Annotated in this window: 22 protein-coding genes and 1 other RNA gene; 7 read left to right on the top strand and 16 right to left on the bottom strand. The window is 35.2% G+C overall.

Features of this window, described 5'->3' with window-relative positions; all coding sequences use genetic code 11:
• Nucleotides 1-122: 122 nt before the first annotated feature.
• Nucleotides 123-869, bottom strand: a complete 747-nt coding sequence (locus AC0L3Q_RS14990; protein WP_473280554.1) for a glutaminyl-peptide cyclotransferase — start codon at nucleotides 867-869, stop codon at nucleotides 123-125.
• 420 nt (nucleotides 870-1,289) lie between these two features.
• Between AC0L3Q_RS14990 and ffs the strand changes: the two genes are divergently transcribed.
• The 3 genes from ffs (at nucleotide 1,290) to fsa (ending at nucleotide 3,066) form a co-directional block, all read left to right on the top strand.
• An RNA gene (ffs, locus tag AC0L3Q_RS14985) (signal recognition particle sRNA small type) lies at nucleotides 1,290-1,388 on the top strand.
• 85 nt (nucleotides 1,389-1,473) lie between these two features.
• On the top strand, nucleotides 1,474-2,295 hold the full coding sequence (locus AC0L3Q_RS14980) for an SDR family oxidoreductase (protein WP_473280552.1): 822 nt from the start codon (nucleotides 1,474-1,476) through the stop codon (nucleotides 2,293-2,295).
• A 117-nt stretch (nucleotides 2,296-2,412) separates the two neighbouring features.
• A complete protein-coding gene (gene fsa / locus AC0L3Q_RS14975; RefSeq protein ID WP_473280550.1) occupies nucleotides 2,413-3,066 on the top strand; it encodes a fructose-6-phosphate aldolase in 654 nt (217 codons plus the stop codon).
• Between the two features lie 51 nt (nucleotides 3,067-3,117).
• Here fsa and AC0L3Q_RS14970 read toward each other — a convergent pair whose 3' ends face one another.
• On the bottom strand, nucleotides 3,118-4,560 hold the full coding sequence (locus tag AC0L3Q_RS14970) for a peroxiredoxin family protein (RefSeq protein ID WP_473280548.1): 1,443 nt from the start codon (nucleotides 4,558-4,560) through the stop codon (nucleotides 3,118-3,120).
• Nucleotides 4,561-4,824: 264 nt separating this feature from the next.
• Here AC0L3Q_RS14970 and AC0L3Q_RS14965 point away from each other — a divergent pair, with 264 nt between their 5' ends.
• Nucleotides 4,825-6,450: an ABC-F family ATP-binding cassette domain-containing protein gene (locus AC0L3Q_RS14965; protein WP_473280546.1), complete on the top strand. Its 1,626-nt coding sequence runs from the start codon at nucleotides 4,825-4,827 to the stop codon at nucleotides 6,448-6,450.
• A gap of 48 nt (nucleotides 6,451-6,498) precedes the next feature.
• On the opposite strand, the gene AC0L3Q_RS14960 is transcribed toward AC0L3Q_RS14965, so the two are convergent.
• A complete protein-coding gene (locus AC0L3Q_RS14960; protein ID WP_473280544.1) occupies nucleotides 6,499-7,098 on the bottom strand; it encodes a TetR/AcrR family transcriptional regulator in 600 nt (199 codons plus the stop codon).
• Nucleotides 7,099-7,182: 84 nt separating this feature from the next.
• On the opposite strand from AC0L3Q_RS14960, the gene AC0L3Q_RS14955 reads away from it, so the two are divergent.
• From AC0L3Q_RS14955 to AC0L3Q_RS14945, 3 genes are read left to right on the top strand one after another with little or no spacing between them, the layout of a single operon-like run.
• The gene (locus AC0L3Q_RS14955) at nucleotides 7,183-8,307 is read left to right on the top strand and encodes a fatty acid desaturase family protein (protein WP_473280541.1); all 1,125 of its coding nucleotides are present in this window, start codon (nucleotides 7,183-7,185) and stop codon (nucleotides 8,305-8,307) included.
• A complete protein-coding gene (locus AC0L3Q_RS14950; RefSeq protein ID WP_473280538.1) occupies nucleotides 8,301-9,035 on the top strand; it encodes a 2Fe-2S iron-sulfur cluster-binding protein in 735 nt (244 codons plus the stop codon). Before AC0L3Q_RS14955 ends, AC0L3Q_RS14950 begins: the two co-directional genes overlap by 7 nt.
• On the top strand, nucleotides 9,032-10,585 hold the full coding sequence (locus tag AC0L3Q_RS14945; RefSeq protein ID WP_473280536.1) for a GMC oxidoreductase: 1,554 nt from the start codon (nucleotides 9,032-9,034) through the stop codon (nucleotides 10,583-10,585). The genes AC0L3Q_RS14950 and AC0L3Q_RS14945 overlap by 4 nt, the downstream gene beginning before the upstream one ends.
• Here AC0L3Q_RS14945 and AC0L3Q_RS14940 read toward each other — a convergent pair.
• The 13 genes from AC0L3Q_RS14940 to leuD all read right to left on the bottom strand — a co-directional run bounded on the left by AC0L3Q_RS14940 (nucleotide 10,582) and on the right by leuD (nucleotide 26,516).
• Nucleotides 10,582-10,785 (bottom strand): hypothetical protein, encoded by a 204-nt coding sequence (locus tag AC0L3Q_RS14940; protein ID WP_473280534.1) that lies wholly within the window; start codon nucleotides 10,783-10,785, stop codon nucleotides 10,582-10,584. The genes AC0L3Q_RS14945 and AC0L3Q_RS14940 overlap by 4 nt on opposite strands.
• Nucleotides 10,786-10,791: 6 nt before the next feature.
• Nucleotides 10,792-11,019, bottom strand: coding sequence for a putative signal transducing protein (locus AC0L3Q_RS14935; protein ID WP_473280531.1), 228 nt, complete (start codon nucleotides 11,017-11,019; stop codon nucleotides 10,792-10,794).
• 9 nt (nucleotides 11,020-11,028) lie between these two features.
• Nucleotides 11,029-11,748 carry a hypothetical protein gene (locus AC0L3Q_RS14930; RefSeq protein WP_473280530.1) on the bottom strand — a complete coding sequence of 240 codons (720 nt, stop codon included), beginning with the start codon at nucleotides 11,746-11,748 and terminating at the stop codon, nucleotides 11,029-11,031.
• Nucleotides 11,749-11,945: 197 nt separating this feature from the next.
• Nucleotides 11,946-12,089 carry a hypothetical protein gene (locus AC0L3Q_RS14925; protein ID WP_473280529.1) on the bottom strand — a complete coding sequence of 48 codons (144 nt, stop codon included), beginning with the start codon at nucleotides 12,087-12,089 and terminating at the stop codon, nucleotides 11,946-11,948.
• Between the two features lie 84 nt (nucleotides 12,090-12,173).
• Nucleotides 12,174-15,998 carry a SpvB/TcaC N-terminal domain-containing protein gene (locus tag AC0L3Q_RS14920; protein WP_473280526.1) on the bottom strand — a complete coding sequence of 1,275 codons (3,825 nt, stop codon included), beginning with the start codon at nucleotides 15,996-15,998 and terminating at the stop codon, nucleotides 12,174-12,176.
• A 42-nt stretch (nucleotides 15,999-16,040) separates the two neighbouring features.
• A complete protein-coding gene (locus tag AC0L3Q_RS14915) occupies nucleotides 16,041-16,403 on the bottom strand; it encodes a hypothetical protein (protein WP_473280523.1) in 363 nt (120 codons plus the stop codon).
• Between the two features lie 2 nt (nucleotides 16,404-16,405).
• Nucleotides 16,406-20,092, bottom strand: a complete 3,687-nt coding sequence (locus AC0L3Q_RS14910) for an RHS repeat domain-containing protein (protein ID WP_473280521.1) — start codon at nucleotides 20,090-20,092, stop codon at nucleotides 16,406-16,408.
• On the bottom strand, nucleotides 20,002-20,679 hold the full coding sequence (locus AC0L3Q_RS14905; RefSeq protein ID WP_473280519.1) for a DUF6443 domain-containing protein: 678 nt from the start codon (nucleotides 20,677-20,679) through the stop codon (nucleotides 20,002-20,004). Before AC0L3Q_RS14905 ends, AC0L3Q_RS14910 begins: the two co-directional genes overlap by 91 nt.
• 17 nt (nucleotides 20,680-20,696) lie before the next feature.
• Nucleotides 20,697-21,935, bottom strand: coding sequence for a hypothetical protein (locus AC0L3Q_RS14900; protein ID WP_473280516.1), 1,239 nt, complete (start codon nucleotides 21,933-21,935; stop codon nucleotides 20,697-20,699).
• Nucleotide 21,936: 1 nt separating this feature from the next.
• Nucleotides 21,937-23,220 carry a tail fiber protein gene (locus tag AC0L3Q_RS14895; RefSeq protein WP_473280514.1) on the bottom strand — a complete coding sequence of 428 codons (1,284 nt, stop codon included), beginning with the start codon at nucleotides 23,218-23,220 and terminating at the stop codon, nucleotides 21,937-21,939.
• Between the two features lie 34 nt (nucleotides 23,221-23,254).
• Entirely contained in the window at nucleotides 23,255-24,520 is a 1,266-nt protein-coding gene (locus AC0L3Q_RS14890) for a hypothetical protein (RefSeq protein ID WP_473280511.1), read from the bottom strand.
• 244 nt (nucleotides 24,521-24,764) lie between these two features.
• Nucleotides 24,765-25,880, bottom strand: coding sequence for a 3-isopropylmalate dehydrogenase (gene leuB / locus AC0L3Q_RS14885; RefSeq protein ID WP_473280510.1), 1,116 nt, complete (start codon nucleotides 25,878-25,880; stop codon nucleotides 24,765-24,767).
• A gap of 48 nt (nucleotides 25,881-25,928) precedes the next feature.
• Complete coding sequence (gene leuD / locus AC0L3Q_RS14880; protein ID WP_473280507.1) at nucleotides 25,929-26,516, bottom strand: 3-isopropylmalate dehydratase small subunit; 588 nt, start codon at nucleotides 26,514-26,516, stop codon at nucleotides 25,929-25,931.
• Between the last annotated feature and the right edge of the window lies 1 nt (nucleotide 26,517).

Here is a 26,517-nt window from a genome sequence, read left to right as displayed (position 1 = left end):
TTTATTATTGGTCTATAACAATAACGGGATACTTATTATAGTGTTGCAATATATTTTTATATCACTAGAAGATTATTAACTCGATATGTATATTTTTATCGTTTAGGAAATATGTGCGAAATTTACTTAATGATCTCAATTTCAAAAAGTTTGTCCCAGTTTTTCCCCGTAACAAACAACTGTTTGGTGTCTGCTTTGTAAGCAATACCATTCAATACATCCAAATCCTCGTGTTGCGTAACTTTACTTCTAAGATCTCTAAGATCCACCACAGCTTCGATGGCTCCATTCTTTGGGTTGATAATGGTAATACTTGTTTTTAGATTAGATTTATTCGAAGATCCTTGTCGCGGCCAAGTATTCGCATAGATTTTTCCATCAACCCATTCCAATTCGTTAAACTTGGTTTTTATTCCTTTATTGGTCACCACCTGGATGTGTTCTTTTTCTGCTAGCGTCTCAGGGTCAAGAATCCAAATCTTTTCTGTACCATCGCTTTTATAAATTTGTTTTCCGTCGTTACACAATCCCCAACCTTCTTTGCTCTCATTGTAGGCAAAGTTTCCGGTTTTACTCATGGTATTGAGATCATATATGAATCCTTCTTTGGCTAACCAGGTTAGTTGAAAGATTTTATTATTTAATATCGTAATTCCTTCAGCAAAATATTGATCAGGTACTTCTTTTTTTACCAGTACTTTCCCAGTAGTAAGATCAACTTTGCGCAATGAAGATTTTCCTTTTTTACCTGTACTTTCATATAAGGTGTCTCCAACAAATTCTAATCCTTGAGTAAACGCTTCTTGATCATGAGGATATTCTGCAATGATTCTATACTTATATAATTTTGGAGAAGTATTGGTAAGCAATGTTACTTTTTTGGTGATGGTATCTACATTCCCATTATAGAAGACTTGTGCCTTTAGAAGATGAGTCCCTAACTTTTCGTCGTCAATTTTTTCTGAAAAAGAATACCCAGCGGATGCAGGAGTTTTTTGATCACCAAAAAGATAGGTTACCGAATCAATAGGGATATTTTGATCATTTTTTAGGCTAGCTTTTAAGGTTTCACCGATCTTAAAAATAGCCTGATCGTTCTCTGTAGTGATCGAAAAATAGTTTTTTTCTTGTCTTGATTGCTACCGCAAGAAAAAACTATAGTGCTTAATGCAATGGCGACGAAGTAGTTACAGATTTTCATGATTGTGATTCTTATTTGAGGCAAGATATTTATTTTAATTGGGTTTAAAAAATGGTTGTTTTATCTATTAAAGATCGTATCTTTGCAGCGGCAAGTCCTACACAACCAGCTCCTGTTGAATCCTCCAGGGCGGGAACGCAGCAAAGGTATACGGTCGTAGCGGTGTGATGTAGGTAGCTTGCCTTTTTTTGTGCCTTTTTGTGAAATCTCACACTTTATATTTCCTCTTTTTTTATGCACAATTCGTTAAGCAGAATTGTATATTTGCGATCATGAATTCAGATCAAAAAACTACTGTTGTTCTTATCACTGGAGGCTCTTCGGGGATAGGGAAATCTATCGGAACCTTCTTGACCGAAAAAGGATTTGTGGTTTACGGTACAAGTCGTAACCCTTCTAAATTTCAAGATTTCAAGCCTTTTTCCTTATTGCAATTAGATGTGGCAGACAAACAAAGTATACAAGGTGCTGTTGCTGAAATTGAAAAACGTCATGGTAAATTGGACATTTTGATTAATAATGCAGGTGCAGGAATTACAGGTCCGATAGAAGAAATTCCGGAAGAAGAAATCCTAAATAATTTTACGACCAATTATTTTGGAGTGATTAATGTAACCAAAGCGGTATTACCACTGATGCGAAAGCAAGGGAAAGGATTGGTAATTAATGTTACTTCTATTGCTGGATATATGGGATTGCCTTATAGAGGAGTGTATAGTGCATCAAAAGCGGCTTTAGAAATCACTACCGAAGCCTGGAGAATGGAATTGAAACAGTTCAATATAGAAATGACAAACATTGCGCCGGGAGATTTTGCTACTAATATTGCAGCAGGAAGATACCATACTCCTTTATTAGAAGATTCTCCTTATCATCAAGCGTATGGCAAGTCATTGTCTTTGATGGACGAACATGTTGATGCTGGTAGTGATCCTATGGATATGGCAAAAGCAGTATATAATGTTATTGGTGCTAGTAAACCCAAGGTGCACTACAAAGTAGGAGCTTTTATGCAAAAGTTTTCTATTGTGTTGAAGCGAATATTACCAGATAAAGTCTACGAGAAATTATTAATGAATCATTACAAATTGTAGTACTTCTTTTTGAGAAATAAATAGCTGGATAATAGGAGTTAATTTCAATTTTGAATATTTATCTTCGCAACCAGAAAGAAATACAATAACTAAACACAACAAATTAAATATCACATTATGAAATTTTTTATTGATACTGCAAACTTAGACCAGATTAAAGAGGCAGAGGATCTTGGAGTTTTGGATGGAGTAACAACCAATCCATCTCTTATGGCAAAAGAAGGTATCACGGGTAAAGAAAACATTATCAATCATTATAAAAAGATATGTGAGATCGTTACCGGAGATGTAAGTGCAGAGGTAATCTCTACAGATTTTGAAGGAATGATCAAAGAAGGTGAGGAGCTTGCTGCATTGCATGATCAAATCGTGGTAAAAGTACCAATGATCAAAGAAGGTATAAAGGCGATTAAGTATTTTAGTGATAAAGGAATCAAAACAAACTGTACATTGGTATTCTCACCAGGACAGGCGTTATTGGCAGCCAAAGCCGGTGCAACTTATGTATCTCCATTTATCGGTAGATTGGATGATATCTCTACAGATGGATTGAATCTTATTGCAGAAATTAGAGCAATTTATGATAACTATGGTTTCGATACGCAAATTTTGGCAGCTTCTGTAAGACACACGATGCATGTAATCGACTGTGCTAAGATTGGTGCAGATGTAATGACTGGACCACTTTCTTCAATAGAGGGATTATTGAAACACCCTTTGACAGATATTGGGTTAGCAAAATTCCTTGCAGATTATCAAAAAGGAAACTAAAACAGCATTACTATAAAAATGAAGAGAGCCACTTTCGAGTGGCTTTTTTTATTACTCCAAACTGGCTAATCTTGTGTATTGCATCAACTGCTTTTCGAATACCGAAGAAAATAGATTGGCTTTGGCATTGATAATTCTGCCTTCCTGGTCTACCAGGATTACCTTGTTGGTAGAATGAATTACCAATTCTTCTGAAGAACATTTAGGATATTTGAACTCGTATTCTTTACCTAAATTATAATGGTGTCTTTTGATCGTCTTTAACCAATTTTTGGTTTGTTCGTCATCCGTATTGATGGCGATAAAATCGATTTCAGGATATAAGGCACTAAGGTATTCTGCTTTTTTGTGTGCTCTAACATAGTGATCTTTACTTTCCATAGACCAGAAATAGAGCGCAGTAATCGACTTGTTGAAAAGAGAAGAGAGCTTTATTTGTTCTCCATTGGAAGTAATCAGATCTTGATCGGGGATCATATTACTGGGTTGCAATCGGCCGATAGCTCTTGCCAATTTCTTTAATTCTCGCTGTGATTTCTTATTTGAGCTTACTGATAAGTAATGTTTTAATACCTTTTTGGAATCGTAATCCTTTTTACTGTACAATAAAAAATTGGTGGTAACTCTTCTCAAAAGGTTGTTTTTGATATATGGGTGATCAATGACGCTATCGATAAGATCTAATTTGTAAATCACACTACCAACACGTCCCTTATATTTAGAATGTTGATTACTATATTTCGATAATGAAGCATTAGTAAAGTAGTAATTCAAAAAACGATTGTATGAATATAGCTTCTTAAGGTCGTTATCGTTGTAATTGATTTCGTTGCGATAGTCAAAAAATGAATCGGGTAGATCTTTGGCCATATCCATGCCTCCGATACCATATCTACTATGAAAATACAATTCGTGTCGAGTATAGTAGTCAAAAACAAAACTAGCTTGTGTCAGCTTCTTCGCCAAAGGACTTAATTCGTACTTGTCTGTAAATCGTTTGTAGCTATTTAGCTTGATACGTAATAAGGAGTCTTGATTTTTTCTGAAATAATTAGGAGAAAGTTGTAGTCCAGATCTTTTTAACCGTTCTCTTTCTACTTCATTCTGAAGATAGATATCAACCAAAAAATTGTTTTTTCTGGCACCGTCACCAGTAAAAACAAGAGACTCATCAAATTCTAAGGTATTCAAACGAATAAGAAGACTATCTCCCTTTTCTAATAAAACCAATTGATTTTCCGGTTTATGTCTAAACGCATACACTCCTTCTTCCAGATCCTCTATTTTATGAAAAAACCTATTGTTTTTATCAAGATATAAGGTGTCACCCGGCTCGTCACCCTTGGATAAGATAACATAGTTGATGTTCGGGTTTACAATTTCCCCACCAAAATAGGTGTAGTTTCTAGGCTTTTTCTTTGAAGAATCACAGCCGCAAAACGCTACAGACAATACCGCAGTATATATCAAATATTGTAAAGGAAAGAGCTTCATTTTGGGTGTCTAAATTATCGAACTATTTCGCCAAAAATAGTGGGAAACCGTATCTACGTTTGTTAAGGATACGTTAATTCTTTACTAATTAGGATATTATTAGAAGTTTAGCGCTCGATATCCTTCTTTTTTGAAACATTAATTATTTCTGGAACCTACTTTTTTGTATCTCGTAAAAGCTGATAATTTAATGGTAGATTGTTTCTAGATCTGAAAGCATTTTTCTACTTTTGCGGCGAATTCGAACTTACAATTTATTATATCATGTTATCAGTTTCTAATCTTTCGGTTCAATTTGGTAAACGCGTGCTTTTTGACGAGGTAAACGTATCATTTACGCAAGGTAATTGCTACGGTATTATTGGAGCAAACGGAGCCGGGAAATCTACATTTCTAAAAATCCTTTCTGGGGTGTCTGAGCCTACTTCGGGTCATGTACATCTCGAACCAGGAAAAAGAATGTCTGTTTTAGAGCAGAACCATTATGCATATGATGAGTTTTCTGTACTAGAAACGGTAATTATGGGTAATAAACCTTTGTACAAGATCAAAAAGGAAATAGATGCCTTGTATGCAGATTATACCGATGAGAATGCTGAGAAGATAGGAGAGTTACAGGTAGAGTTTGAAGAAATGAACGGTTGGAATGCGGATAGCGATGCAGCTGCTTTGCTTTCAAATCTGGGAATCAAAGAGGATTTGCACTACACACAAATGTCTGATCTGGATACCAAACAAAGAGTACGTGTCTTATTGGCACAATGTCTTTTTGGAAACCCTGATGTATTGATAATGGATGAGCCTACCAATGATCTGGATTATGAAACAATCAATTGGTTAGAGAACTTTTTGGCGAATTATGACAATACGGTGATTGTAGTATCTCACGACCGTCACTTCTTGGATGCAGTTTGTACACATATATCTGATATTGATTTTGGAAAGATCAATCACTATAGTGGTAACTATACATTTTGGTATGAATCTTCTCAATTAGCAGCAAGACAAAGAGCACAGCAAAACAAGAAAGCTGAAGAAAAGAAAAAGGAATTGCAGGAGTTTATCGCCCGTTTTAGTGCCAATGTGGCAAAATCTAAGCAAGCGACTTCTCGTAAGAAAATGATAGAAAAACTAAATATTGAGGATATCAAACCATCAAGTCGTCGTTATCCTGCGATTATTTTTGAAAGAGACAGAGAAGCCGGAGATCAGATTCTGAACGTAGAAGGATTAGCAGCTAGTATTGAAGGAGAGTTGTTGTTTAAAGATATTGACATTAATCTGGCTAAAGGAGATAAAGTAGTAATATTCTCAAGAGATTCTAGAGCTACAACAGCATTTTATCAAATACTTAATGATAAGCAAAAAGCTGATGCAGGAACATATTCCTGGGGAATCACAACAGCACAGTCTTATTTACCAGCAGACAATAGTGAATACTTCAGTAATGACTTAACACTTGTCGATTGGCTACGCCAATGGGCAACTACAGAAGAGGAGAGAGAAGAAGTGTTTATTCGTGGATTCTTGGGTAAAATGATTTTTAGTGGAGAAGAAGCTTTGAAAAAATCAAATGTCCTGTCCGGAGGAGAAAAAGTACGTTGTATGTTATCAAAAATGATGATGACTAGAGCCAATGTGATTATGTTGGATGAACCTACAAACCACTTGGACTTAGAGTCTATTACGGCGTTTAACAATTCTTTGAAAAAATTTAAGGGAACGGTACTGTTTACCACCCATGATCATGAGTTTTCGCAAACCGTTGGTAATAGAGTGATAGAACTTACACCCAACGGTGTAATTGATCGTTATACTACTTTTGATGAGTACATGAGCGATGCCAAAATAAAGGAATTAAGAGATAAGATGTATGCGGTAAATGTATAGACCATCTCTTTATAGAAGAAAGAAAAAGCCTGCATTTGCAGGCTTTTTTTATATCATTAATCCTTCAAACTTGAGATACATATAATCTTTTATGGTGGATTCTAAAGTGTCTTTACTTTGTGTAAAAAACTGATCGTCCGTAATGAGTTGCATAATAAAGTATTCGTCTAATTTAACCAAAAGATCTACAGAAACAGGCTTAAACATATCGCTCTGTATACCCAAAAGATAAAATTGTTTAAAATCCTGAAGCAGGCTGTGCAAGAAATCCTCAATGATTTTCCATGCAGTAGGATAGTGCTGTTTTAATTGCCTCAGATAATGGGCAGAAATGTCTTTGGCACCTTCAGCCAGAATACCGGCTAGCTTACCATATTTATAATTGGGCTCGATAATTTCTTGGGTAATCTCATTTTTATAGTTGTACAATCGGTCTATACGAACTTGAGTGATATACTCAAAAATTTCTTCCTTAGTAATAAAGTATTGATAAATGGTAGATTTGCTTTTATTCATTAATACGGCAAGATCGTCCATAGTCAAATTACCTAAGTCGGCCTGTTTAAGTTTAGGGAGTATGGCTTGGGTCCATTGTTCGACCTTTTTGTTTTTGTCCTTTCTGTCTTTGGATAGCGATTTCCTTCCCATTTTTGCTATTTTGATAAAATCGAACTATATTTATCAAATAGTTCGAAAAAATATTTTCGTTTCTCAAACATAATCAATTAGTTTATGAACAATCAAGCGGTATGGCAAAAATATTCGGGAAAAGTAGCTTGGCCTACGATATTTTTGTTTGTTGGACTTTTGATAGGATATGTCATGCTCACCTATTTTTATGTAAATGGATTATCAGGAGTTTGGACATCAGTAATAGGAGCATTGTTGGCTTATGGGATGTTTACCATTGCACACGAGGCAAGTCATAATAATATATCCGGGGGTGTAAAGTCTTATGTATTTTTAGAGAGTATGCTTGGATGGATCTCTAGCGCTTTGCTCTTGTTTCCTTTCAGTGCATTTAAAGTAATTCATCTTCGACATCATGCGCATACCAATGATCCTGCAAAAGATCCAGATCATTACGTTAACGGGAAAAATGCATTTTCAATTTTCTTTAGATGCCTTACATTAATAGGACATTACTTTGGTTTGACCCTAGGAGAAGATAGCAAAGCCGATCCTGCTATGCGATCAATTCGTAAGCAGTCCATAGTTTTTATTACATTCCTTAGCGTCACTTTAATTGGATTAATTGCTATAGGAGCAGGGTTAACCTTGTTATACGTTTTTATATTGAGTGCACTAATTGCTGCGCCTATTCTGGCATTTTCATTCGATTGGATACCTCATTACCCACATAATAATCTGGATAAGTATCATAATACCAGGGTGATTACTATTCCTGGGTTAGAATTTATTTCCTTGTATCAAAGTTATCATTTGATGCATCACTTGTATCCCAGAGTTCCCTTTTATAATTACAAAAATTGCTTCTTGGATTATGAAAAGAAACTATTGAAAGAACAATCAACAATTGAGGGATTCAGAACTCAGGATTCTGGATTGATGAAAAGAAAAAATACCTATGTAGACCTAATTAAAGGAAGTACATGGAGTTACATTCTTGAGGTCGAAAATGTATTTCAGGAAACACACGATGCGATCAAAATAACGTTCAAGAATTTGGATCAAATTCCATTTAAGTTTAAACCAGGGCAATATGTTGTGATTTCAGATTATGTAGATGACGTATTGGTAAGTAGATGCTATTCTATCTGCGAAAACCCAAATACCGGGAAACTGTCGATTGCCGTAAAAGGTGTACCGGGGGTAAACTATCCAACCATTTGCTGACTAATGTACGGGAGCATTCCAAATTAAAAGTATCAGGTCCTTTTGGCAATTTTACATTACCAGAAACAGTAAAGCAACCTGTTGTTTTGGTCGCAGGAGGAAGTGGTATTACACCAATGTTGTCTATTTTAAAAACATTTCTAGATAGTAACAATCACCATATCACCTTGCTTTATGGATGCAGGAGCGCAGAGGATGTGATTTTTAAAGAAGAATTAGAACAATTGGCAGAAGTCTTCGAAAGCAGATTTAGTTATATTTTAAGTTTTGATATGCTTGACAGCAATCGACAATATGAATTACTGAAATTTATCCCGTCGGACTCATTGTGCTATATCTGCGGGCCAAAACCTATGATGGATGCTTCAAAAGAGGCGTTGGCAAAACTGGGAATTGGAAATGACCATATTAATACGGAAGAATTCGCTATAGAAACACCAACGCTTTCAGGGATTACAAAGGAGGTGTCTTTTATCATGTACCAAGAGGAGATTTCATTTTCTGTAGATACTGAGGAAACCATTTTAGAAGGGGCAATTACATCACAAAAAGAGATTCCGTATGCTTGCGGGATGGGGCAATGTGGGACTTGCAAAACCAAACTCATCGAAGGAGAAGTACATTGGAAGAAAACCAAGGATATTGCTCTTTTGGAACATGAAAAAGAGCAGGGATATATTTTACCTTGTATTTGCAGTCCTAAAACCACTATAAAGCTAAATGTATGAAAGAGGAAAACTATGATTATATCATTATCGGAAGCGGGTTTGGAGGATCAGTAAGTGCACTACGCCTCTCCGAAAAAGGGTACAAGGTATTGGTAATCGAAAAAGGGAAGTGGTATGAACCTCAAGATTTTCCAAAATCTAACTGGAACCTAAAAAAATGGTTGTGGATGCCTTTTTTTAGATGGTTTGGTATCATGAAAATGTCTTTTTTTAAACATGTAGTTGTGATTTCTGGTACTGGTGTTGGAGGAGGTTCTTTGGTCTATGCGAATACTTTGCCAGTTCCAAAACAAAAGTTTTTTACTTCAGGAAGTTGGGGGGCACTAGCAGATTGGCAAAAGGAACTGGCTCCTTTTTATAAAACAGCTTTGCATATGCTGGGCGCGCAGAAAAATCCTGTTTTTTTTGATGGAGATAAAACGTTGAAGGAGATTGCAAGTAATATGAATATCGAAGATAAATTTGAAGCGACTGATGTAGCTGTATTCTTTGGAAAACCGAATGTAACTGTACCAGACCCTTATTTTGATGGTAAAGGCCCTGATAGAACGGGATGTAATTATTGTGGAGGGTGTATGACAGGATGTCGAATAGGAGCAAAAAATACTTTAGACAAAAACTATTTGTACTTGGCGCAACAGCTGGGAGCAGAAATATTGGCAGAACAAGAAGTGTATAATGTGATCCCAAATACCAATGGATACGAAGTGAAATGCAAATCATCGACACGATTTTTTAAATCCAAAAAATCAATACAAGCCAAAGGAGTTATCTTTTCAGGAGGAGTTTTAGGGACAGTGAAACTCCTTTTAAAACTGAAACAAGGTTCTTTGCCTAAAATTTCAGATCGATTGGGGTATGATATTCGTACTAATAATGAAAGTTTGATCAGTGTGACCAATTTAGACGGTAAAAAAGACATGTCCAAAGGAGTGGCTATTGGTTCCATTTTAAATACTGATGAAAATAGTCATTTGGAGATTGTAAGATATGCTAAGGGATCCGGTTTTTGGCGCTTATCACATTTGCCGCTGACTCATGGTAAAAATACCATTGTTAGACTGGCTAAGATGATTACTAGTTTTATCAAACACCCGCTGTCTTATATCAAACTGTATACAGTTCGGGACTGGGCAAAAAGTACCACAGTACTATTGTTCATGCAAACCTTGGATAGTACCTTAAAATTTAAGCGAAATCGCTTAGGAATTATGAACACTAAGGTAGCCGAAGGAAAAAAACCATCTGCTTTTATTCCAGAATCCTTACAATTAGCCAAGACTTATGCCAGGGCAGCTATGGGAAAAGAAACCGTATTTGGTTTAGAACCTTTGGCAGGGATACCCTCTACAGCACATATTTTGGGTGGTGCCGTGATGGGCGAAGATAAAACCAAAGGGGTAATCGATAGGGATAACAAAGTGTTTGGATACGAAAACATGTACGTGTGTGATGGCTCTATGATTTCTGCAAATCCAGGAGTAAATCCCTCGCTATCTATTACCGCAATTTCAGAAAGGGCGATGCATCAAATTCCTTCAAAAAGTTAATCTTGGGGAGGTTGTTGAAAATGCCTAAAGATCAAATAAGCTCCAAAAATGATAAAGATAATAATAGTAATGGATCTAAAATTCCATTCTCCTTCTTGTTGAATATGATTGTACAATCGCAAGCTACCCAACAACACCAAAGAGATACCGATCATAAGGTTCCAGGTGCGACGAGGAGTTTTGTTGTTCTCTTCTTCCATACAGAGTTAGGATAGGCTCTTTTCAATAATAGGAAGGGCTTCTTCTATATCTACTTTCTTTACAAAAAGCTGGATGTGATCCGGGATTCCACCACCGAAACCAGCCATCATACCTGATTTCATATCGTCTCTTGTGATCGAGTTAATTCCGCGATCTTGTAAAACAGTTTGTAGAAATTGTACATTGATCAAACTACCAGTATAGACTCTTTCGTATTCGCTTTTGGGGAACATAGGATGAATTTATGCGTTAAAATATTTACTATTCCATATAGCGGTGTTGAAGTTTTTACCTAATGCAAAACCATAAAACAAAACAACCGCCGCTACGGATTTAAACATAAAGAAAAAAATCATAATAAAGGTAGAAGTGTCACTAGTTTTGCTAAACAGTCCATTAGGAACCATAAGGGTAAGTAATACGCTTACCAAAAAGGTAAGAATTAGTAAGTTTTCGAAGCTTTTAAAGAACCACATCATTACTTTGCGCAACGGATGTAGATCATTCCCCCATTTATGTATCAAATAGAAATACCCATTGCCCATAGGAGCGAAGAGTAGGGGGTCGTCTGCATTTTCCAGCTTAAATAATTTTGAAGGTGCTATGATTTTAAACCCTTTGAGCTCTATATCATGTTTTTTTTCTAATTCTTTGATTGCTGAAACCGCTGAATTGGGAAGCTTTCCTTTAAAATATTTTGAATCCAAAAACCGTAGGCGATAATCAATACAGATCTTTTTAATTTGATCAATATGGTAGATGCGATTCGTTTCTAGCTGATCAAAATCAAAATCGTTTTGTATTTCTGGAACATCGGCATCCAGATTTTCCAGAATTCTCTCTTCATGCTGAGCATCTTCGAGAAGTACTTGTTGCACTTGTGCCCTCCAGCTATCTGCATCAAAAGCTTTATCTCTTACTTTACTCAGTTGTTTTTGAATATTTGTTCTTGGCAATAGCATAATCCTTTCTTTTTCTTAAGCCCTACTAAATTAAGGATTTACCAAAAGTTTTAAAAATATTGAAACGGCAATGTTTTGAAAAAGAGAAGTTTTAACGGTTGTTGAAGGTCAAAATAAAAAAACCAACTACAAAAAAGTAGCTGGTTTTATCCAGTATTTTAATTTTATGTTTATCTAAATTCTATAAAAATATAGACCTATTTTGATTTTTTCTTAGTGGTCGTTACTGGAATTTCTCCATAGCTTAGGCTTATACTTTCAATAGGTTCACCATCACCATTTGTGCCACCATATATTGTTTTTGTATTCTGAATTCTAAAAGTTGCAAATTTTTCTAACATGTTTTTTGTTTTAAGATTAAATGATAAAGATAATAAATTTGCTCCGCAAGGTTTGTGTACTTTGCAGAGCAGATTCACTGTTTTTTAATTCGCTCCGTAATTATAGATGTTCTTTTTAAGGACTTTGTCGTTATGATCCGTTACATACTCAAGACGTCCAAAATCATCATAATAAAAATTGGTTTCCTGCATTCTTTCATCTATAGAAGTAATTATTCTTCCATTGGAATCAAACAGGTTTAAGTTTATCATTGAGTTTGGTAGTCTATCATAAAGTTTTAATAATTCTGTTTTAAGTTGGATGTTATTTAGGTTCTGTAATTGGCTATAACTAACATCTAAAGAGTTGATAACATCTTGATAGGTAGCATTAGAAATTGAAGCAACCTTATTGAATCCACTATTCCCATACAGCATTGCATTAAAAATACCATTTGAATTGTTGATTTCTAAAATATTTCCTTTACTATCAAAAGCTGACATTTTATTGTCGGCACGTAATTTTTGTGCATTAGGCCCTGAAATATTCTCAGCTAGATTTATTTTGCCGTTATCTTCGGACCAAACAGCACGACTTACAGATTCTTCATTTCCATCAATTATGTTTTTTGTTTCATAAGGATAACTAATCATGTTTTTGTCCTTCATGAAGTTGTATTGTTCATACCCCAATTTTATCGTTGATTTTTCTAATAAACCTTCACTGTTGGTTTTTTGAGTAGAAGTTAATATACCAATGTTGTTGTAAGAATTGGAGGTGGTATTTTTAATCAATTTATTGCCAGAAAAACGTAACTCTTCGTATTGTTGAGTTATTCTTGAATAGTATCCAGTTCCTACTATTTTACTGGCGGAATTTATATGGTTTTTAAAATATTTCTTCCAGGTGGAACTTGATTTTTTTACCAAGGTAGAAACTCCTTTGAAAGTTTCAGTTCTTAAAGGGAAACCTCCTAAAGTAATATCATTTTTTCCATTGTTAAAGTAGCTAACAGTTTTGCCTAAAGTCGAAGAGCCTAAGCCCTTATTGGTCATCGTTACCTTGCCATAAAAAACAGTTTTGTCATCAGGAAGAGCATTGAAATCATCATAAGTATATTGGGTTTTTCTCACTTGCCCTCTATCATCATTTATTTGAATTTCTGATACGACTATGTCATAGATATTTTGACCTATTTGATTATCAATAATTCTATTAAATTTTTGGTTGTTATCAAGGAAGGTGTTTCTTCCAAAGTAAGGACGGTTTCCTCCAAAATTGACAGTTCCCCAATTTTGAATTCCTTGATGGTAAGTATCTAGATTTTCCTGACCAAGTAAGATTGATTTTAAAGCTCCATCCTTTTTATCAATATAAAACATTGAAGCGCGATAAAAATCACCATTTCTACTTTCTTTGAATTCTGCATATACGTAATCATATCCTCCAGAAGCAGCTTTTGTAGTATATTGATATGGATTGTAATCGCCAATATAACTGATTCCAGTATTTGTTCTTCTGTAGATTGCTTGACCTGAAATAAACAGATCGTTGGCCATAGCATATGCAGTAGGTTGTTCTATATTACTATATGTTGAGTTCAAAGGAGTTTGTGTCCATTTATTGGAAGAGGAATTTGGATTATAAGTGGATAGTACATGAGTATATGATGCCCCATTGACTGATTCTCTAGAAAGAACTGCGTTTTCAGAGATAGCAAGCAATGATCTGGCATTTAAGTTTTGAATATCCCAAGAAACACCATTAAATCTTACAGCTTTTATAGGTGTTAATGGACCACTATCCCATTTTCTGTGTAAAACAAATAGTCCTCCTCCTGCACTAGTAAGAGGAAACCGATCTTCAACAGTTCCTAATACATTACTTTCTACGGCTACTACATTAAAGTTTTCATCCCATCTAATAAAAAACTCAGGGTTGTGATCAGCTACAAAACCAGTCATCGAATTGGATGGATAGAAAAAACTAGCTTTTGATATTTGACCAATATAGGGATCTAAACTAGAGGACCAAGATTTAGTATTCCATTTTCTTTCTGCATCCAAATAGTGTACATAATAATTGTCGGTATGGGATCTACCAGTTAAATAATCCGTCCCCCCATCTTCATCTAGGATAAGAATAAAATTATTATTCGCACCATAAAAGTACTGTCTATTTCCAAGGTTCAAAGTGCTTGTATCCCATCTATTACCATTCCATAAATATTTGTACACTCTTCCGGTTCTGCTAGTGCCCAATGCAACAAAATCTTCTCCAGACATTAAAGCAGGTTCTTCATCTCCATCATTAGCCTCTAGAAGAAGGTTTGAATATGAATTTTCACTCCATGTAATACCATCTTGATTTAGATGAAAAAGATATAAACTACCTCTGTCTGTTCCTTTATCATAAACTAACATCGCATAATAATCCTCCCCAAAAGCGAATTTTACATTGTTCATATAAAAATCATTAAAAAAACCGTTAGTTCTAAATTGAACTTTTCTTGGTATTTTGTATTCTGTTCTTTTCCATCGAGAGCCTGTCCAGAAGTCTCTAACTAATCGAACGTTTTTATCTCCATTTAATGGATAATCATTCGGGAAACTATAATTACCTTGTACTTCTAGTTTTAAAGAGTAATTATCGCCAACATATCGTGCTATAGTTGTATAAATTCCTGTTAGAGATCCAGCTATCCAATAATCATTATTATTTTGAAATAACAATTTTTTAGAATAGTTGTAAGTTGTTGATCCACCCATAGGAGAGATTACTTTTTTTAGCCCTCCTTTAAAATCTCCTGATAAATAATATTCAAATTCTTGCGAAGGTAATCTAGTTCCAGAAGGACTTATTTCTGTAATACTCGTAAGATATCTTTTTTTATTGTTTACCGAACTTTCATTACTAATCAAATAACCGAGATCATGAGTTAATTGCAAATTGTTTTTACGGTCGTATATTCTAATGTTTTGTAAAAATCTCTTCTCATATCTTTCTTGATAGGCATCTGGTTCACTTTGTTCTTTGTGAGGTTCATAATATTCAAATGATTGTTTGTTATCATAGGCAAATACAACGTTTTGGCCATTAGATGAAGACACCTTTTTAACATAAGAAGCTTCAGTATGTTTTAAACCAGAGGTGTTTACTCTTTGTTCCGTTTTTTCATAAGTGAACAATATTTGATTATTAAATTGATCACTTATTTTATTAATGTTCCATGCGATTGTGTGTTTTGAAGTTCCACTAGTTTCTTTCGAATCACCAATCCAGTTACCCCACGCGATAAGATTTTCTCTTGCATTATCGTTTTGCCCGTAAAAATGCTGTATTCCTTTTTCATCAGTTATTACCCAGTAGTCTAGAGTGGTTTCTACAAATCCGTCACCTGTTGGACCACCAAAGTTAAAATCAATATTACTTTTATAATATTTTATTTTATATGGAGCGTATTTTTCCATTTCAAACTCCCAAATTACATTTCCCCTAGTTAAAGCTGGAGGAACGGTTTTTTTTGTACAAATTAACTTGGTGTTATTTGTTCCATCTAACAAGTAAAAAGTATCGTCCTCTCTATTACCAGTTTGTTTAGTATCTGCAACAATTCTTGGCATTTGTAATGACCATCCTACACCTAAAATACCTGTAGGTTCATACTTGTTTTGTTTTTGTGCCTGATCAAATACATTTTCTCCATTATATGACAATGATATTGGAAATGAAACAGAATTAGCACTAATGTTCGCAATCGGAACAGAGGTTGATACTTTACCTGTAGAACTTGTTACAGAACTTTGAGCATCTTGCTCGATACCAGAACCAAATTTTGGTGTTGCAATATCATCTACGGTTGGATTTCCACTTTGAGATAAACCTAAAAGGGGAAGTGTTATGAATAGTATTATATTGAATATTTTCATTTTGTTTTTTATTCTTATGTTTAATAATAGAATTATTTAGGTTTAATATTCAGCTATAAATTCGTACTCAACCTCATTGCATTTGATTTTAAATTTAGAATTGATATTTTCTTCTAAAAAATCAAAATGATCAACTGGAAAAAAATCAAATACGATTAGCTGGTTTTCTTCAGAGATATATACATCTGAAGAACTAAAATTGTCTGATAATTTGTTTTCTATGAAAACAAATTCGGTTACTTCCTTAAAAATTAATCTGATAGTTTCGTATTTAAAGTTTTTCTTAACATTTGCACATGTTATAACTATTTCAATCTGTTTGTTTTGATTAATTTTTTCTTGTTTTATTGAAGTAATCCAAGAATCTGAAAAATTAGAATAAGTGTCGATTATATTTTGTATCATTTTTACCAAAATCTTAAAGGTATTTTTACGAAAGGTACATGATTTTGTGGTAGGTGTCCAGAAGAAATGTTTCCAGGGATACTATTAAAATGTCCATGAACAGCTCTCATGTTATGTGGTTTAAAGTTAATTTCGAATTCTACTTTGCCGCTATCATTATAAAAATGTCTTGAAATAGGTTTTCCATTTGGAGTTAGGTATTCATATACTGAATTAGGAGTTCCTGTACCTGAATTTGGTTTTACTGTTCCAGAAAATTCTCTATAAGATGGTCCTTGTAATCTGTCATAATTTAAAGAAATGTTACTCGCATCACCTCCGGCAATTCTATCCATCTCTCCCAGAGTTAAAGCTCTAGGTTTATTTTGCTCTGTTGTCGTTGGGTTATTTTGTGTTTGTGCTTGCTCAGCTCTTTGCGTTTTTATTTCCTCAATTTTTTGAGCACGTTGCTGTTTATTGATATACTTAGTAGTATTTTGATGTGCTGCAGTAAGAGCTCCAGTAGCTAGTCCTGTTGCAAAGCCTTGTAAACCTGAATCAAATGAGTCTTCCAAACTGTTACCCGTTGCCAGAGAGAAACCTGTACCCAAAACAAATCCCGTAGTAGCTTGTGCAGACATTTGAACGGTAAGATCTCTTAGTAGCTGATTTTTAATACCGCTAAATGCACCTGAGAACTGTGTCTGGATTACTCCTCCAAAATAGTTTCCAACGCCCGCGGTAAGTGCCCCAAATCCGGTGTCAAACAAGAGTTGGGTGGGATCAATTGTTCCTGTTTGATCATATTGACCATATGCAGAATTACCGGCTGCTAGAATTGCAGCAGTTCCCAAACCTCCTGTATAAGTAGCGGTAAGGCCAGCTCCAAATCCAATACCGAAATAGGCAAACCCATCACCCCAACTATCTATGTTTCCAGCGATAGCTTGTCCTACAACATTTCCAATACCAGTAACGAGTCCAACGATAACATCATCAATAACAAATATTTCACCATTAGGATCTATTCCTATAATCCAGTTGTTACCCATTGCCAGATATGGACTTCCAAATTGATTTTGTGGGTCGGTGTTCATCCATCGCCCTAAACCTGGATAGTACATTCTGGATCCAAAATCATAAATACCCAGATTGTGCTCATTTTGCATTTCTTTTCCTTGAAAAGAGTAACTATAGCTAGATGCAATTCCAGATAATAACTGACCTGAATGAATCATACCCAAGGGGTAGTATCCAGAATTAGATATGATTTCATTGGTGGTTATAGTATTATCACTGTTAGTGTCTGTATAACTTAATCTTACATTTCCTATATGATCAGTGAAGGTATATGCATACTTAAATGAATGATTGTTACTTGAAGATGTGTTATAGGCATAACCTTCGGAAATAGGAAAAAATTTGAGAGTATTGTTTTCATATTGAAACCCACTTAAATAATATGTACTTTTTGGAGAGCCCCCAGCAACATAAGTTTTTGCAAGTTTTTCACCAGCAGAATTATAGGTGAATAATAGTTGTTTTCCATCTGTAAAATCTATTCTGGAAACTAGATCAAGATGATTGTAGTGAATTTTGCTGATTTCTCTGTTTCCATCTTTGATTAGATTTCCGTTATCATCATATTCGTAATCTCCCAGAGCATTATTACGATCGGTAAACCCTGTAAAAGGTAATGCTGTATCCTGAATGTTGATAAGTCGGTTACCGTTATCATATTTATATTGTAGAGCATCAATAGTAGTAGGAGCAGAAGTATTTGGGTTTACACCTTTTCTAGAAAGTCCCAATATGTTTCCATTAGCATCATATCCGGAAATTGTTGTGCTATATAGCCCAAGGGATTCATTTAGATTATTACCTTGTACATATTCTGCAATTTTTAGACGATTCAAATTGTCATATGTATAAGAGTACGCCCTTTTGGAATTATCAAATTTTGATCTCCATATAGTTTGAGAGGCATTTCCATTGTAACGGGCTAAGGCAGAAGCCTGACCCTCGGCAGTTTGATCATATTTGATTTTGAAAGCGAAAAGATCATCACCTAGATTGTCGACATTGTTTATTTCTGTCAGCCACCCTCTGATATTATATTTGTAAGCTATGTTTTGAAGGGGATTGGTTGATGAAATTCCACCAACACCCTTGTTGTATAACATTCCTAGCTCATCATATTCATAACTAGCAATATGTTCTTCTTGTTGATCGTTTATTTTTTGATGTTGAGCAATAACTCGTTCACTATGATCATAATCAAAATTGTCAGTAACAGTTAGTAAATTCGAATTGGATGCTTTTTTATGCTCTGTAATATTTTCAATGGTTTTACCTCTAAAATCAAGCTTAGATGCTAAGGAGGTAAATCCACCTAAGTAATTTTTGGTATATGTTTTAATACTTCGTCCTTTTTGATCATAATAGATATACGACTTCGTCCAAGAGTTAGACCCCAGAGTTTTTATCCAATTAGCAGTGGGTAAACCTTTAGTTTTTGTAGTTACAGCTTGCCCTTCGATGTTAGTTGGGGTATTTGGCTTATTTGGGTCATTGAAATTATAATCATCAAAATAGTTAACTCCTAAAACTTCAGTAATCCCAGTTGTTGGAAATGCATTATTGGAATAATTTATAGACACCCCTCCAATGGAAACAGAAGAGCTCTGTCTTTTTTCTATGTTGGACTTATTTGAAGATGAAGAAAAGAAATTGTCTACATCTGTTTGTAGATCTTTTCTAGACTTTGTACTGCTATATTTTCCAGAGTAAACTACTCTACCAAACGCATCAAACTTTGTAAATAGCCATAGATTGTTCGCTCTTAAATTAGCATCTTGAGTAAGAATTGGTCTATCTAGTTGGTCATATATTACATACTCCCATTTTTTGCCTGGAACTTTTTGACCTATTTCTCTATTGTAGTCATCATATTCATATTGATAAGCTAAATCTAGAACTACTTCATTGTCAGTAGGGAATGAAATGTTGCCAACTGGTACTTCAAAAGAAAAGCCAAGTGTTGTAACTGATGTGGGGTATCCGTTTCGTTTGATACAAAAATATCCATCTTCGATATAAGCTAGATAATTGCTTGACGCCTGCACGCCAGGAATAATTAATCCAAGTTCGATGTTAGGAATTCCGGAATGTAGAAAAGCAATTCTTCCTTCTTTTAATGTAGAACTATTAAACCCGGCACTTGCACTTATTCTCAAAATATTATTTTGTATGGAAGCACTAGCGGATCCACCACCGCCACCAGGAAAATAATCAGGCAAAAGTTTTGTGTAATTCCAAGAGAAAGATCCAGAGGCATTTAATTCTCCAAACGCTCTTGCAGATGCTTTTGGGGGTAAAATAAATTTAAGCCTTCCAAGATCATCATAGATATAATTGGTAACTAATTTTTCGGCACTATTTCCTAGTGTGCTTCCATTATCTTCATAGATTACTTCAGCTATTATTCTGCCATTCTTATCGGTAAAAATTTCTTTAGTATTTAATTTTCCATCAGAAGGCTGCCAGTTTTCATTTTTAATAGTGTTTTTGGAAAGTTCATTTTCATCGTAGAAACCACTAGTTAAGGTACCATCGCTGTTTATTGAGTAAAAATTGACTTCTTTTTTGAATTGGTAGAATATGAAAGCTTTTTGGTATGATCCGTACTTAATGCTGGATTTAACTTCCATGACTCTCCAGGTTCTGCGATTTCTTCAACTCTATTGAGAGGTGATAATTCAAAACGTCTTTGCGCATATGGATTTGAGTCACCATATTTATCATCATAATATGTTGTTACAAGTCCAATTGGATTCTCAACAAAATTTCCTGAGTTTTGAGTTGTTGGAAATGGAAGATAGGATTTACTGCTTCTGCCTGCTTCATCATATTCATAGTGTTGAACAATATCCTTTCCGTTAGGTGTTTGACGTATTGCAACATCTTGAATAGGTCTTCCTAATCCATCATAATATGTGATGCTACTTAAAAAATCATCATCGACTAATGTTAGATTTTCAATTTTTAAGCTCACACTTCCTGTTAAATGAGCTCCAGGAGATAGTGTAATGGATTGATTGGCTGCAAAATTTTCATTACTCCTAGGAGTACTTATTGTTATGCTGGGTGTCGATGTTGCATTTCCAACAATAGCATCCAGTTGACTAGTGGTCATTGCTTCTTTGGGAACCACCGATGCCGTGAAGTTTTTGTCTAAGGATTGCGCATGTAGCGAAAGCGTTAGAATACTAAATATTAAAATTAGTTGATTTCTCATAGATAGATATTCTTCTTTTAGTTTTGATTATTTTTTAAAATTAAATGTTCGATTTTCTCTAATCTCTTCTCCAGATCATTGTTCCTTAATTCTAATTGTTTATTTACTTTTTCTTGATTTGTTAATTTTTTCTCCTGTTCAATAGTATACAAAGTCAATTCTTCAATTTTCTCCAGAAGTTTTTTGTTCATTTCCCCAAGCTCAATACCGTTTTCCTCTACTTCTTTTGCAGATGGGATATTTTGCAGATGTCCTTTTTCTTTGATATGGTTTTCAACTTCTAGTAGAGTAGGTAGGTTATACTCCTTATCAAAAACGTAATCGGCCCAATTGGTTTCAACTTTAATTTCTTTGGCCCTAATTTTACCGTTTACAGCTAGTTTCCAACCATTAGGATTGGTAGTACCAATTCCTAAATTTCCATTGGCAGTCATGGTCATCATCTTTGTGGTATAACTGGTCCATAAGAATAAAGGTCGATTTGCGATCGGGCCATTGGTCCTACGGGCATCAAAATTTACTACAGCATTCCCACCAACATCATTCCCTTCAGAAGTGGTACCCATAAATTGAATCGAGTATCTGTTGTCGGACTGATGATGTCCTTTAATAACCGGAATAAATTGATTAGGTGAGCCAGTCGAATTTGCAATTTGCAAATAATCATTGGGAGCATCGGCTATTCTATAGCGGGTTAAACTTTCGGTTTGACCACTTGTAGAAAGGATATCTAACCTAGCTGCGGGATTTGGTGCTCCCAATCCCAAATTTCCATTGTGTAATAATAATAAATCGTTTTCACCATAGTTTAATCGTCCAAATTGAGCACTAAGTAAAACTGATCCACCGCCATTGGGTAAGGTCCCATCAAATATATCTCCTCCTGTCCAAGCAGATTGATTGAGATATACTTTTAGCGCTGCAATGGCTACTTTAAAATTAATTTCTAAATAGGCCTTGGTGTCATCGTAAGTGATTCTTGCATCAGACCAATGACCTGCATCACTTACTGACGAAATATTCAGCCCGCCATAGGCCGACCAACCTTTCATCCATGAGATTTTGCTTACTCTGGGAGATGTGGCACCACCTTCGGTGTGTATAGTGATTTCGTTATAACCTCGGCCGTATGCGCCATCAAGTCGTGCTATACGTTTCCATCCAGGGCCATCGACTACTACGGTTTTTTTAATTTCAGTTTGTCCATGTATCAGGATCGAGGTTAAAAATAATGCTAGGTATAGTGCTCTTTTCATATCAGTTTTGTAATTGGTTTAGGATGCGATCGATTTTTTCTTCTAATAAATTGATTCTTTGTTTTTCTGATTTTAATTCAGCTTTTAAATGATTGTTTTGCTCTTCCTGTTCTTTTATTTTTGCTTCCTGAGCAATAGTGTAGAGGGTAAGTTCTTCGATCTTCTCCAGTAGTTTTAAGTTCATTTCCTTAAGATTCACACCTTCTTTTTCCATTTGCTTTGCAGAAGGAATATTCGGTAAGTGCCCTTTTTCTTGGATATGTTGAGAGACTTCATCTAGAGTTTTCAGATCATAATCATCTAAAAACACATAATCGGGAGCTACAGCTCCGGCTAAATCTACTTTTACTTCTTGTGTGTGTATTTTCCCTTTGACGGTGAGTTTTGAATCTGGAGTAGTAGTACCAATTCCTAAGTTTCCTCCATTAAAGTAACTGGTCCCGTTTGAAGTGATATAAAATTTGTGTTCAAAGCTAGAATTACGCCCCGCAATATATCCATGATTTTGACCATTTAGCGCGAGTAAATAGCTACCTCCTTTTTGTACCACAATAAATTCCTGTGCACCTATGTTACCATTTACATCAAGCTTTTTTGATGGAGTAGTGGTTCCAATACCTACATTTCCATTAGTTTTTAAGGTTATTTGATCTTTGCCATAACCTGCCATTAAACGAAGATCATGATTACTTTCTGTACCAAGTCGACCAACAACTCCATTCCAATTAGATCCATGAGAAAATATCCCAGTCTTTACTCCTGCGGTATTGCTGGTAGCTAAAATTTTAGAATGACTAGCTCCATGTACGTCTAATGCTCCATGCCAATTTTGAGCATTACTTGGACTTTTTGTTCCAACACCAACATTTCCTTTGTTGTTAATGCTAAACAGTGCTTTTGTAATTTGATTTCCGGAATTATGTGATAAACTAGATGTTAAAACATCATGGTTGTTAATGTTATCTCTTCTATAAACAACGAATGCATCCGATCCGCTATAAGGCCTTCCTGCAAACCATTCATTTTGTCCACTATTATCATACATGAACATTCCTAAACCTCTTTGGTTAATACTACTACTATATGCTTTTAAAACCAACCCTGCATTTATTGCTCCTGTATGATCTCCTGAAATGGTTAGTTCTGTTGAACCTGGAGATTTCAACTCCAGTAAACTACTGGGAGAGGTTGTGCCTATACCCACCTTACCTGTATTTGGAAATGTGTTTTGAGCAGAAACAATGGTTATAAACAATGCGAAAACTGCGAATAATATTTTTTTCATGAATCTTTGTGATTGACTATTATTGGATGAATTATTAGTTTTCTAATTTTTTTTCAAGGGCTTGGATTCGTTTTTCCTGGGCAATCGTGTAGAGGGTGAGTTCTTCGATTTTTTCAAGAAGAAGTTTGTTCATCTCACCCAATTCAATACCATTTTTTTCAACTTCTTTTGCAGAAGGAATATTTTTTAAATGCCCTTTTTCTTGGATGTGTTTTTCAACTTCTAGTAGAGTAGGTAGGTTATAGTTATCTTCAAAAACATAATCGGCCCAATTGGTTTCAACTTTAATTTCTTTGGCTCTTATTTTACCGTTTACAGCGAGTTTCCAACCATTAGGATTCGTAGTTCCGATTCCTAAAGAACCATTTATAAATTGAGTTCCTTCACTGTGCACAACCCTGGTCCAAATCCCGGTTCCATCTACTTTAGTACTTCTAAAGTACATTCTTGGATGTACAGAATTGTTTTTAATAACAATTTGCCCGTTATATCGATATTGAGAATTATTAGAACTATGGTTCATGTTAATTCCCCAAAACCATTGGTTGGGTTCAGGAGCGTTAGTTGCATTATAACTCTGATAAAAACCACTTTCCCATAGATTATTCCAATTATTGGTGTCATTAGGGTCTAACAGTAACAATTTCTGACCCTTTATGGTTCCTTGTACTTGTAGTTTTTCTGTTGGAGATACTGTACCTATACCAACATTGCCAATTTGGTTTATCATTATTCCTTCTGTCAGTCCCGATGTTGAAGTATTCGCTACACGAAATCTCCATCCGTACCCGTCTTTATAGAGTAATAAGGAACCATTATATTCAGCATTTAACCCTCGTCTTTGCATCTCGATAGTTGCTACTCCGTCCGTACCTCTATGGTTCATAAACCATGTAGATACGTGTTTGTTTCCAGAGGTCACTCCTTTTGAAGAAAGAATCAAATTAGCACCTTGATAATTACCTATTCCTGTTCCTTCTATATGAATGCTTGGATTAGCGCTTGAAGTTCGAATGTTACCATCAGGTTTGAAAAATACGCGATGAATATTATTAAAGGCAAACCCTATTCCTTCAGTTTTATGAATGTTAATTCCGTATCCTGTGTTATCAAGAGTTCCGATAATAGGATCATTTGCAGCAAAAGTATTTGCTAACCTTATTTCATTACTTACTCGTAGTACAGGAGTCACAATTTCCTTATTTGTAATAAGTTCAGTGTTGGTTTCAGTAAATTGTGCATGTACATTAGAAATATAAGTGAAAGCAAAGCTTACAATAAGTGCGACTGTTTTTTTCATTGATTTGTGATTGGATGTTGCTGAATGAGATTTGTTTTTAAAACAGGGATCTAATAGATAGTGTCTTCAAGAGTAGAATTGTTACTACGTGTTTTTTATTTTTTTTAACTTTCATTAAATGTGTTGAAAACCTGAGTTTTGAGATGTTAACTTTTTTAAAACACATTGAGAATTCTTCTGAAAAACAAAAAAGCAACTACCTTAAGTAGTTGCTTCTTTACAAACAGAAATTAGTATCTAAAAACTAGATAATCGTAGATTGTCCTACATGAATATTTTCAAAATTGATGTTCGAATCTTCTGGATTCAGGATATAATCGGCGATAAAATCACCTACTTTTTCAGTGGTCAACGGATTAACCTTATTTAGATCAGGTGTAGTCAAATTAAGCTCTAGTGCCTTTTCTACAGCATCTCTTATGGCATTGGCCTCACCTAATAAATCAAAATGTTCTAATAGCATAGCAGCTGATAAGATGGCAGCTATTGGATTTGCAATTCCTTTTCCTGTAGCTTGCGGATAAGATCCATGGATAGGCTCAAACATGCAACAAGTATCACCAACAGAAGCAGAGGCTAACAAACCGATAGAACCACCAATTACACTGGCTTCGTCAGAAATGATATCTCCAAACATGTTTTCGGTAAGGATAACATCAAACTGACTTGGATTTAGTATCATTTGCATGGCAGCATTATCGACGAATAAAAAGTCTAGCGCTACATCTGGATATGTTTTGGCAACCTCAGTCACTGCTTTTCTCCATAACCTGGACGATTCTAATACATTAGCTTTGTCAACAAGGGTTAACTTATTTCTTCTTTTTTGAGCAGCTTTAAAAGCCAGGTGAGCAATACGCTCAATTTCTTCTTTTGAGTATTCGCACAAATCAGAGGCAACGGTGCCCTCATCATTTAATTCTTTTTTTCCGAAATAAATTCCTCCAGTTAACTCCCTGTAGATTGAAATATCGGTACCTGTAATAATTTCAGGTTTCAGAGGAGATTTATCGATTAAGGTGTCGTATGCTTTCACGGGCCTGATATTAGCATACAGGCCTAGTTCTTTTCTTAGCTTTAGTAATCCTTGCTCTGGGCGAACAGGAGCACTTGGATTGTTGTCATACTTAGGATCTCCGATAGCTCCAAAAAGCACGGCATCTGTATCCACACATAGTTGTAAAGTTTCCTCGGGTAGGGGATTGCCGGTTTTGTCGATTGCTATGGCTCCCACCAAGGCGTCTTTGAATATAAACGTATGATCAAAACTATGCGCAACCGCCTCAAGCGCTTTGATGGCTTGAGCTGTTACTTCTGGTCCAATACCATCTCCCGATAATACAGCAATATCTAATTTCATCTTTTTCTGTTGTTTTGTCTTTTGGACAGGTGTACGATTTCTTTAAATTTATACTCTTGCAGCTTCAAAAGCTTCTATTTCTGATTTGTTGCTTATTAAAAAATCAATATCGTCATACCCATTCATCAGGCATGTTTTTCTGTAACTGTTAATATCAAAATTTGCAGAATTCCCTGAATCAAGTTCGGTAATCTTTTGTGCTTCAAGATCTACTTCAATTTGAGTTTCAGGATTTTTTTCAATGGCTTGCAATAAGGATTGTAAAAACTCTGGAGTAACCTGAACGGGCAATACTCCGTTATTTAACGCATTTCCTTTAAAAATATCTGCAAAAAAACTGGATACTACTACCTTGATTCCATAATCATGAATAGCCCATGCGGCATGCTCTCTACTAGAACCACAACCAAAATTATCTCCTGCCACCAGGATACTACCTTTGTATGTAGGGTTGTTAAGTACAAAATCTGTATTGGCACTACCATCTTTATGAAAACGCCAGTCTCTAAATAGATTTTCTCCAAATCCATCACGACTAGTAGCTTTCAAAAAACGAGCAGGTATTATTTGATCCGTATCTATATTTTCTATAGGTAATGGGATAGCCGCCGAAGTTAGTTTGGTAAACTTATCCATC

Source organism: Aquimarina sp. KJ22-3, from assembly GCF_055808215.1.
The sequence above is the reverse complement of the archived record's forward strand: the minus strand, read 5'-3'. Positions and strand labels throughout refer to the sequence as shown.